The organism is Streptomyces sp. NPDC006207 (genome assembly GCF_040613835.1).
GTDB lineage: Bacteria > Actinomycetota > Actinomycetes > Streptomycetales > Streptomycetaceae > Actinacidiphila.
This window is the reverse complement of sequence record NZ_JBEXSX010000121.1, coordinates 1-10,597: the sequence shown is the minus strand read 5'-3', so window position 1 is coordinate 10,597 and position 10,597 is coordinate 1. Positions and strand designations below refer to the sequence as shown.

Below are 10,597 nucleotides of genomic sequence, written 5' to 3'. Positions count from 1 at the left end.
GCGTACTCCCCCATCCCGCGCAGAGCGGCAGCCAAGTTGCCACGGCTGCCCAAGGTGTCGGGATGGTCGGGGCCCAGGATCCGCGTGCGATCCTCCAAGGTCTGCCGGTCCAGGTCGGCTGCCTGCGCGTACTCCCCCATCCCGCGCAGAGCGGCAGCCAAGTTGCCACGGCTGCCCAAGGTGTCGGGATGGTCGGGGCCCAGGATCCGCGTGCGATCCTCAAGGGTCCGCCGGTGCAGGTCGACTGCCTGCGCGTACTCCCCCATCCCGCGCAGAGCGGCAGCCAAGTTGCCACGGCTGCCCAAGGTGTCGGGATGGTCGGGGCCCAGAAGGCGACTTTGTGTGTCCAAGAGTTGTTGATGTAGAGCGTGCTCGGGTGCGTAGGCGCCAGCGTCGCGGAGTACCTCGGCGAGAGCCGCAACTGTGTCGCGGGCGTCGGCGAGGGCCTCTGGGCTCTGGTTGAGCAAGAGCGACAGGTGTGGGGACAGGAGGCGGGCGGTGGACCACCCGGGGCGTCCGGCTCCCGCGGCGTCGTGGACGGCTTCGGTCAGCCGGTCGGTGAGGGCTCGATGCCACAGGGCGAGGTCGTTGGTCTCGGCTGTGAGAGCTAGGGCGCTGATCTCCCGGACCAGCGGATGCAGCACCACCTGGGCATTGTCCTCCTGCGCCACCTCCAGTGCGGTGGTGGGTTCGGGCAGTCCAAGAAGACCATAGCGGTGCAGACCGGCAAGTGCCGCCTCCACACCGACCACAGTGACCGCCTCACCTGTCACGGCGGCCACCAAGCCCGGGGTGAGCAGGGACAGCGGTATGGGCGCCTGGGCCAGCAGGGACAGCACCCTCAGCAGTGGACGGGCCAGCAGGTTGCCCTCCGCCGTGAGCTGGTCCAGGGACACCTCCCAGGTATGGCGCACCACAGTGCGAGCGACGTCAGGGTCAGAAGCATCAGGGTGCTGCGCGCCCAGGAGTGGGGGCAGCTCGGCGTCCAAGGCCTGGCGGTAGTGGTCGAAGGTTCGGTAGCGGCTGATGGCAGTGGCGAGGTAGGAACCCGCCGCATGCAGGGCCAGCGGCAGCCCACCCAGGCGGGCCGCTAGCTCCCGGGCCTGCTCCGGCGTGCCGGCCCGCGGTGCCGCATCCAGCAGCACTTGGCCCGCATCCGGCACGGCCAGCGGCTCCAGCCGCAGCAGCTCTGCACGCGGCCCCCAGGTCTGCGTGCTGGTGTCCCGGCTGGTCACCAGCAACAAACCGCCGCCGTGGGGGCGGATCCACCCCCGATAGTGCGCCACCGGCTCAACGCCGGGGCCGACCGCCTGCGGCTCATCCACGTTGTCGAGCACCACCAACCACCGCCGGGAGGATTCCAGCTGCTCCCAGATCACATCCGGCAAGCTCGCCTGCCCGGCCCGGGCCGACTCCAGATCCGACTCCGCAAGCCCGCACGCCACCGCCGCCTGGGTCAGTTGCTGCGCCAGGTCCACCGAGCTTCGCCACCGCAGCCAGAACACCGCCCAGCCATCTTCCTCGGCCTGGGCAGCGAGCTGCGCGGCCAGCGTCGTCTTGCCCAGTCCCCCAGCACCACACACCACCGCAAACCTGCCCTGCGGCCGGCGCAGCATCTCCACCAGGAGAGCCAGCTCCGTCTCACGGCCGCGCACCCGCTCCACATGCTGGCGCCGCAGGGAGCCATGTCGGGACCCGGCCAGCCTGTCCACCGAATTCAGCCGCGCCGACGGCGTCCCGCCATCCAGGCGCCGCCCCCACAGCAGCAACCCAACGCTGACCGCCACTAGCACCCCGAATGCCGGCCACACCACCCACGCATGCGCAGCCCACCCCGGCACCGCCGCACTCGCGTAATTGGTCACCGGCCCCAGCACTGCCGTCACCAACGCGGCAGCACCCGCCACCCCCGACCCCACCCGTACACCGCGCCGACGCGCCATACCCACACCCCCGAGACCTCCGTCACACCGTGCCAGAACCTAGAACCCAGCACCACGAGTACGCAGGCACTCGTCAGTGACGCCCCGAAGATGAGCACCACGGATGAGTTAGGCCCTCCATGCGACTCACGGACCCGTCTCAATTTCCGTCTCATTCACGGGCGTGCACCGGAGTTCACACGCGTCCGCAAGGCGTGAGGGGGACCACTCATTGAACCGGCGCGAACCCGCCGGAACCGCCATGGACGAAGTCCTCACCACTCCAGGCAAACCTGCAAAACAGGTTTCCCGCCGTTTGCGGGTCTTCCGCCTCGGTTACCGTCTCAGTTGACCTGCTCGGCCCCGTCGGCTCGGTCCGTCGGCGCGGTCCCGTCCGGTGACGCGGCCGGATCGCGCACTGACCAGCACGGACGAATCTGCACCCTCGTGGGGAGAGGGCAGCACCGGGCCCGAGCTGACCGACCTGAACAGGCGAGGCAAGCCCCCCAAAGGCGCTCTTGTAATGGACGCGTCAGATGCATCACGCTATCGGTCGTCCCGTAACGCACCAGCGATTGCAGGAGGACTTCCCCGCGATGGCAGTGACGCGCAGAACCCGGCGGCGGATCGCCGCGGCGTTCTCGGCGGTGGTGACCGCCGCCGCCCTCGGTCTGACCGCGGTAACCCCCGCACAGGCCGCACCGGCCGAAGGCCGCATCATCGGCGCCAGCGGCAAGGGCGCCGTGAAGGACAGCTACATCGTCACCCTCAAGAAGAGTTCCGGGCTCTCATCGACCTCGGCCGGGGGCCGGAGCGTGGTGACCCGTCACGGCGGCGTGGTCGAGCACACGTACCGCGCCGCCCTCAACGGCTACGCGGCCCACATGACCGCGACCGAGGCCGGGCGGCTCGCCGCGGACCCGGCCGTCGCCCAGGTCATCCAGGACACCACCGTCAGCGTGGACGCCACGCAGACCAACCCGCCGTCGTGGGGGCTGGACCGCATCGACCAGGCGGCACTCCCCCTGAACAACAGCTATACGTACCCCGACACGGCCGGCGCCGGCGTGACGGCGTACATTATCGACACCGGAGTGCGCATCACGCACACGGACTTCGGCGGCCGCGCCTCCTACGGGTACGACGCGGTCCAGGACGACTTCGTCGCCCAGGACGGCAACGGCCACGGCACCCATGTCGCGGGCACCGTCGCCGGAACCTCGTACGGAGTCGCCAAGAAGGCGAAGATCGTCGCTGTACGTGTCCTGAACAACGCCGGATCGGGCACGACGGCCCAGGTCGTGGCCGGCATCGACTGGGTCACCGCCAACGCCGTGAAGCCGGCCGTGGCCAACATGAGCCTTGGCGGCGGCGCCAACACCGCCATTGACACCGCCGTCCGCAACTCGATCGCCTCCGGCGTCACCTACGCCGTCGCCGCGGGCAACGACGGGGCGAACGCCTCCTCCTACTCGCCCGCGCGCGTGAGCGAGGCGATCACCGTCGGCGCCACCACCAGCACCGACGCCAGGGCCAGCTACTCCAACTACGGCTCTGGGCTGGACCTGTTCGCGCCCGGATCGTCCATCACCTCCGCGTGGAAGAACAGCGACACCGCCACCAACACCATCTCCGGCACCTCGATGGCGACCCCGCACGTCACGGGCGCGGCTGCCGTCTACCTCGCCGGACATCCGTCGGCCTCGCCCTCCCAGGTGGCGAGCGCCCTGACCTCGGCGGCCACCTCCGGGGTGGTCACCGGCCCCGGCAGCGGATCACCCAACCTGCTGCTGCGCGTCACCCCGTAGCACCCGTACCGGTTTCCCGGGGCCGGCCGGTACGGCCGGCCCCGGGAAACCGGTCGTGTGCCACGTGCCACCGCCGATGGTGACGGCGAAGGCCTGCGCGCCAGGGAGTGCACTGAGCCAGGTGCGGGCCGCGTCGCCCATGGCGTAGGCGGCGGTGGCCCAGGCGTCGGCGGCGGTGAGGGTGGAGCAGAGGACGGTTATCGAGGCGAGTCGAGTGGCCGACGGCTGCCCGGTGTGCGGATCAAGGATGTGGCAACCCCGTTCGGCGGGGCCCGACGTGGCGACGGCAGTCTCATGAGCATCGGCGCCCACCTCGACGACCGCGGCAATCGCACCAGGGGTCAGGGGATCGGAGATGCCAATCCGCCAGGGACCGCCCATCGTTTGGACGTCACCGCCGCCGTTGACGCACACCGCTTCCGCGCCGGCCTCGGCGAGCGTCCGCGCGGCGCGCTCGACCGCCCAGCCCTTCACCAGGCCCGTGGGGTCGGGACCGGTGCCGGACCGGCCTCTGTACCGGGCTGAGAACCAGCCATCGCTCCGCCGTTCGGCCTCCTCGCACAGCCGCAGCACTTCGCGCACCTCAGCATCGCAACTCCGCAGATCCAGCTCGCCGCGGGCGAGCCGGCTGATCTGGCTGTCGTAGCGGTAGGTGGAGAAGACGGCGTCGGTCCGGTGCAGGAAGGCGACCGCCTCCTCCAGCGCCGCGCGCACGCGCGGAAGGTTCGTGAAGCCGCGGACGTCGAAGGAGAAGACCGTGCCCATGGCGTGTTCCACGCGGCGCAGGCGCGCGGGCTCAGACACCGGCCTGGTCCAGGGCGCTCTGCAGCGACTGCTTGTAGCCCGTGCTGGTGTAGGTGGCGCCGGACACCGAGTCGATGCTCGCGCTCTGCGCGGCCAGCGTCTCCCGGTTGAGTTTGGGAACCGCGGTGGAGTTGATGTCCCGACTCCGTGCGGTCTCGTCGGGGTACTGGACGGCCGTCGCCCCCGTGATCCGGGTGCCGGTGAGGGTGATCCGCACCTGGACCGGCCCGTAGTTCGTCTGCACGGTGGGACCGGAGACGGTACGGGTGGTGGGTGCGGCCGTGGTGGTCTTCGGGGTGGAGGGGGCGGTGTTGGTCTTCCTGGGCGCGGTGGAGGCGGAGCGGGAGATCGAAGCGGTCGGAGACGACGTGGCGCGCCGGTGTCCTGCCGTCCCCGACGGCGAGGCGGACACGGACAGGGAAGGGGACACGGAGGTGGAGGTGGAGGTGGACGTGGAGGCGGCGATGGATGCGGAGGGGATCACTGTCACCTGGGCGGAGGGAGCGCCAGCCTGATGGACGGACGGGTCCGTGCCGGGCTTGAGCGCGAGCATCAGCACAATGCCGGAGACGGTGGCGGCGCTGGTGAGCACGCCACGACGGAGCGAATGATTCTTCTTCATGGAGGTCACCGGGCTCAGAACTCGAAGGACTCGTGGTGGATGCGGCGTTCGGGGACGCCGGCCTGGCGGAGCGCGACGTAGGACTCCTCGGCCAGACCCGGCGGCCCGCACAGGTAGACGTCGTGGCGGGAGATGTCCGGCAGGATCCTCCGCAGCTTCTTCGCGGTGATCGACGGCCGTCTGCCGTCCGGGCTGTTCACCGCGTACAGCAGCTGGGCACCGCAGGCGTCCGCGATCGCCTCCAGCTCGTCCCGGAGCGCGAGCTCCTCGGCCGTGCGCGCCCGGTAGAGCAGAGTGAGGTCCCCAGGCGCCCCGGGCAGGGTCTCGAACAGCGCCCGCAGTGGCGTGATCCCCACGCCGCCCGCGAGCAACAGCACCTTGCCACGGCTGCGGCGGCCCGCGGTCATCGCCCCGTAAGGGCCCTCCGCCCACACCGGGGTGCCCGGGCGGAGCCGGGCCAGCGCCGCGCTGTGCCCGCCAACCGCCTTCACGGTGATCCGCAGCCGATCCGGCCGGGGTGGCGCCGACAGCGAGTACGGATTCGAGGTCCAGCGCAGCCCCTCGGCCAGGAACCGCCAGCGGAAGAACTGCCCCGGCTCCGCACCCAGCCTGTGCAGCCGGCGTCCGCGGATCAGCACGGACACCACGCCGGGCGTCTCCTGCACGACCGACTCGACGCGCATGCGGTGCCGGAAGTTGAGCCGTACAGGAGTGAGTACGCGGTACCAGAGCACCAGCGTGCCGACCAGAAGGTACAGGACGTACCAGGCGGTGCGCGCGACGGTGTCCGTCACGAATTCGCCGCCCGTGGCGAGCTGGTGCCAGAAGGCGAGGTATACGGCGGCATAGGTGAGGAGGTGCAGGTAGTACCAGGTCTCGTAGCGCAGGCGTCTGCGCAGTGCGCCAGCCGAGACAAGACCGACGAGCAGCAGGATCAGGGTGCCGGCCGTCGCCTTCACCATCTCCGGGTACTCGGTGACGACGGAGACCGTCTGCGCCACGATGCCGGTGTCCGCCTGGAGCGAGTAGCCGTAGAGGATCAGCACGACGTGCACGACGACCAGGGACAGCGCGTAGCGTCCGCTCATCGCGTGCCACCGCGTGACCCGGTCGGAGCCCACCCGGCGCTCCAGGGACGGAACGCGCGCCATCAGCGCGATCACGATGGCGGTCACGTATCCGGACAGCAGCCCGGTGATCCGGCCGGCGGCCGTCAGGCAGTCGCCGACGGTCCTGGGCACGTACGGTGTGTTACTCCACCACAGCCACAGCGTGGCTGCCGCGCCCAACCAGGCCAGTGCCGCCAGGGGTCTCGCGGGGGATCGCCGGGGGCGGATCCGGCGCATGGCCTGCCGTCTGCCCGCACGGCTGTACTGAATCGTCGTCAAGGGGGTCGTTCTCTTTCCCGGTCTCCTGAGTAGGCCCCCTGCTCCCTGGTCGCCCCTGAGCGCGGCACCTTACCCCTGGGAGTACGGGGATGCTTGGGCCTGCGGTGTCAGGAAGCACGGAGTCTAGGGCCCGAGGCGTCGTACCGCCAGGCCGCTCCCTTGCGCCGTTGCCGGGGCCTGCAGTTCACGCGGATCATCTCGTCGTGCCGGACCGGAACCCCAGTCGGGGTGAGGCGGCTGCGCGTGGGGCCGTCGACACCTGGGAGTGGCCGGGCCTTGACCGCTCTGTTGCTTCCGACCGGCGCCTGGTACTCCAGCAGGATCTCGACGCTTTGCCTGCTCAGAACCCATGTGGCGCGAGTGTGGTGGGCGAATGTCTCATCAGGGGCGGTCTCCATGGGACCGCCCCCCGAGCGTGTGTAGTGGGGACGGGCAGCTGCCAGGAGTCGCCGAATCTCTGCCACGGTGAGGTCAACCATGGCGCGGTGAACTTGCTCCGCTTCAAAGACACGTTCAGCGTGTTGGTCAGGCCGCGAGGGCGGCCTCGGAGTCGGCCTGCTTCCCCCGGTCCCACCCCGCGGTCTCGGTCAGGTCGAAGTCCCTGGCGACCCGTCCCGCCGAGCCACCCCAACGGCCAGGCCCGGCCGTGCGACCTCACGCCGGCTGCCGCTGCAGCGTGTCCGTCGCCGAACCGGTGCGCTGCATCCGGTGCCAGCGCAGCCTGCTGCCCAGGAGCGCCGTGACTACCGACTGCACCACCACCAAATACATCAGCTGCCGGTAGACAAAGATCTGCAGCGGCAGGGTCCACAGCGGTTCGAACTTCTCCTTGTCGAGGCGGAGCGCGTAGAGGGCACTGAGCACCTGCACGGCCGTGAACCCGAGCCACACGGCCCCGGCCTGGGCGACGCTCTGGAACAGCAGCCCATACACAGCGAACACGTCGACGAGTGGAGCGAGCAACGGCAACAGCATCTGGAAGACGGCGAGATAGGTCAGTCCGCGGCGGCCGAACTTGCCCGCCGGCCCCGTCTCGACCAGCGACCTGCGGTGCTTCCACATCGCCTGCAGAGTGCCGTAGCACCAGCGGTAACGCTGCTTCCAGAGCTGCCGGACGGTGGACGGCGCCTCCGTCCAGGCGATCGCAGACTCCTCGTACACCACCCGCCAGCCCGCGCGGCACAGCGCCATCGTCAGATCGGTGTCCTCGGCGAGGGTGTCCTCACTGACTCCGCCGACGCCCATCAGCGCCTCACGGCGGAAGGCGCCGATCGCTCCCGGCACGGTCGGCATGCATTCGAGTACATCGAACATTCGGCGGTCGAGGTTGAAGCCGATGACGTACTCGAGGTGCTGCCAACGGCCCAGTATGCCCTGCCTGTTGCCGACCTTTGTGTTGCCGCTGACCGCGCCGACGCGCGGGTCGGCGAGCGGCTGGATCAGGTTGCGGATCGCCTCGGGCTCGAAGACCGTGTCACCGTCGATCATCACCACGATGTCGAACTGGGCCCAGGAAAGACCGGTGTTGAGGGCGGCCGCCTTGCCCGCGTTGGGCTGGCGCACCACCATCACGCGCGGGTCCTCCTCCCGGACCGACTCGGCGATTTCGAAGGTGCGGTCGCTCGATCCGTCGTCGACCACGATGATCTGGATGTACGGGTACGTGGAGGCGAGCAACGAACGCAGGGTCGCCTCAATGCCCGCCTCCTCGTTGTATGCGGGCACGATCACGGTGACCGGTTCATCGACCCGCGGCAGCCGGTTGCCGCGGCGTCGTTTCCTGCGGACGCGGCGCACATGCACGCGGGCGACCGTGAACAGCAGCACGAGGCGCCCCAGGGAGATCACACCCGCCGCCACCAGCAGCCACGTCATCGCGTCGGCGAAGCCCCGGGACAGGGTCTGCACCCACACGACGGCGGTGCCCTTCACCTCGGTGGCCTCCGAGACGGGATAGTTGACACCATGCATCCCCAGCGCCGCCCCGACCGTCGTGAACCGTACGCCGTGCGGCGGGGACACCAAGATTCTCTCCGTGGCATCAACGGCCTCCGGCGAGCCGGTGAACTGCCGGATCTCACCCCACTTCGGGCTCCGGTCGGCAGCATCGGCGGCGACCAGGACGTAGCCGTCGTCGATCGCGCGCCGCCCGGCCGCCCACTGGTCGGCGCAGAAAGACGCGATCTTCCCGGTGTGCGGCAGCCGCACCAGACGGGTGCCGAGGCCGGCGGCACCGGCAAGGGTGTTCTGCGTGACGGCGAGTTCGAGCCGCGCGCGGGTCGCCGAGACCTGGGCGAGGTTGGCGTCGGTGTAGGTGTGCGAGCCGATCTGGTGACCCTCCTCATGGATCCTGCGCACGAGGTCCGGATGGGCGGCCACCTGGGTGCCGGAGAGGAAGAACGTCGCCTTGACGTGGTGCTTTCTCAGGACGTCGAGCAGAGATGGGGTCCAGGCGGGATCAGGGCCTCCGTCGTAGGTCAGGGCGACCTTCTCGGCGGGGAGGTGCGTGCTGTGCAGCTTTCCGTCGGCCTCGCTCGACACGGGGCCGCCGGTGCGTACCGCGGCGGGGGCGGCGGTGCAGTGATGGGCGGGGGCGGCGGTGGGTGCTATCTCATGCCGCCCGTAACCGCTGAACAGCAGCGCGGTGGCAGCGACCGCGAGAGTGAGCAGAAGCAACAGCCAGTGGGCGCGGGGGTCGCGCCGCAGGGCATGCCGGTTGGTTCTGGGTGCCGTCTGCGTCGGGCGGGTCACCGTAGACGGTCGGGCCGAGCGGTTGGCACCACGGGAACGACTGCTGCCAGTGGAACGGAACGTTCCGGTGTTGCGTTGTGGGTGGCTCACCTGGGTCCCTTTGTCGATCCCTGGCCGTGGCCGGGGGGGTCGCCGGCGTTCCCCCTGCCCGGCGCGCTCGTAGTGGGGGCGGCTGCGGTCGTGGGCGCCTTGGACGTGGGTTCCTTGGGCTCGCCACCGATCTTGGAAGCGCTCGCCGATGGGCTCAGGGCCACTGACTCCCCAGATGACTTCCCAGACGTGGCGGACGGATCGGCGGTGGGTTCGACGGTCGAGCCGGGCTGGTTCGTGGCGGTCGACGAGTCTTCCTGCTTCGGTTCCTGCTTCTGGTCCTGGTCCTGCCCCCAGGGAAGCGGGCCGCCAGAGGGCACCGAACTAAACAATCCCGCGATCAGAGCGACCATGAAGACAACGCAGACCGCCGCGGCAGCGAGGCCCGCACGGCGGATCAGCCGGCTGCGGCGGCCCGATGCATCGACAAAGACCGAGCCGTCGTCGTGGTCGGCGTCGTTCTGGTCGTCGTCGGCGCCGTGGGAGTATCCGTCGTCTCGGGACGTGTGCTCAGGCTCGGTGCCGTATGCCCCGTGGCCGGTCCCATGGGTGCCTTGGCCCCCCTCTTGGGCGTCGTGGCCGCCCCGGTACAGCTCGTGACTGTCAACGTACGCGCCCTGTGGGTGGCCGTAAGCATCGCCGGGCGCAACTCCGTCACCGGTGGCCGCCGACTCGTGCCACCCGTGCGCCGCCGCCGGATCCAGGTACGCGTCGTACACCTGGGCCCTCTCGCCGCGCGGGTCATAGATGACCTGCAGGCCCTGAATGTCGCCACTGTCCTGGTAGGCACCGTTCCCGGCGTCCACGCCATTGGGGCTGCTCGCGCCAGACGTACGGTTGCCGTGTTGAGGGTCCCAAGACATGGATGCAAAGTGTAGTTAGTCGGCGGATCTGTGGTGCAGCGGGGGAGGATGCGACGGCCATGGACCGGAGGCAGGTGCCTCGGCGGGTCAGGGCCGGGCACAGACCCGTCCGGAGCGGGCGGTGGCGGACAAGGGCCACTCGTCCTGGAAGATCCGGACCTACCTACGGGCGGCGGGTAGGCACTCGGGGCGAGGGCTGAGACGATCCGATGACAGTCGCCGAAGGTGCCTTCCTCTATCACTCCCCCGTCTCAGGGGTCTGCTGCACGATCGGGTGACATCTGAACTGGCTTGCCCTGTGGGGCGGGTGGGAAGGATGTCGCTGTGCCCAAGCCCTATCCGGAAGAGT

7 protein-coding genes are annotated in these 10,597 nt (G+C 69.9%); 1 reads left to right on the top strand and 6 read right to left on the bottom strand.

Going from position 1 to position 10,597, the window contains the following annotated elements:
* On the bottom strand, positions 1-1,886 hold a 1,886-nt coding region (locus ABZ312_RS44330; RefSeq protein WP_500440152.1), incomplete at its 3' end, for a tetratricopeptide repeat protein.
* Positions 1,887-2,518: 632 nt separating this feature from the next.
* On the opposite strand from ABZ312_RS44330, the gene ABZ312_RS44325 reads away from it, so the two are divergent.
* On the top strand, positions 2,519-3,730 hold the full coding sequence (locus ABZ312_RS44325; protein ID WP_500440151.1) for a S8 family peptidase: 1,212 nt from the start codon (positions 2,519-2,521) through the stop codon (positions 3,728-3,730).
* Here the strand turns inward: ABZ312_RS44325 and ABZ312_RS44320 are convergent.
* From ABZ312_RS44320 to ABZ312_RS44300, 5 genes are all read right to left on the bottom strand, one after another.
* Complete coding sequence (locus tag ABZ312_RS44320) at positions 3,698-4,495, bottom strand: FAD:protein FMN transferase (protein WP_500440155.1); 798 nt, start codon at positions 4,493-4,495, stop codon at positions 3,698-3,700. The two genes, ABZ312_RS44325 and ABZ312_RS44320, sit on opposite strands and share 33 nt — an antisense overlap.
* Before the next feature lie 31 nt (positions 4,496-4,526).
* On the bottom strand, positions 4,527-5,156 hold the full coding sequence (locus ABZ312_RS44315; protein WP_500440150.1) for an FMN-binding protein: 630 nt from the start codon (positions 5,154-5,156) through the stop codon (positions 4,527-4,529).
* A gap of 14 nt (positions 5,157-5,170) precedes the next feature.
* Positions 5,171-6,502 carry a ferredoxin reductase family protein gene (locus tag ABZ312_RS44310; protein ID WP_500440154.1) on the bottom strand — a complete coding sequence of 444 codons (1,332 nt, stop codon included), beginning with the start codon at positions 6,500-6,502 and terminating at the stop codon, positions 5,171-5,173.
* Positions 6,503-7,198: 696 nt separating this feature from the next.
* Positions 7,199-9,220, bottom strand: a complete 2,022-nt coding sequence (locus ABZ312_RS44305) for a bifunctional polysaccharide deacetylase/glycosyltransferase family 2 protein (RefSeq protein ID WP_500440149.1) — start codon at positions 9,218-9,220, stop codon at positions 7,199-7,201.
* A gap of 161 nt (positions 9,221-9,381) precedes the next feature.
* Positions 9,382-10,191, bottom strand: coding sequence for a hypothetical protein (locus tag ABZ312_RS44300; RefSeq protein ID WP_500440148.1), 810 nt, complete (start codon positions 10,189-10,191; stop codon positions 9,382-9,384).
* Positions 10,192-10,597 lie beyond the last annotated feature (406 nt).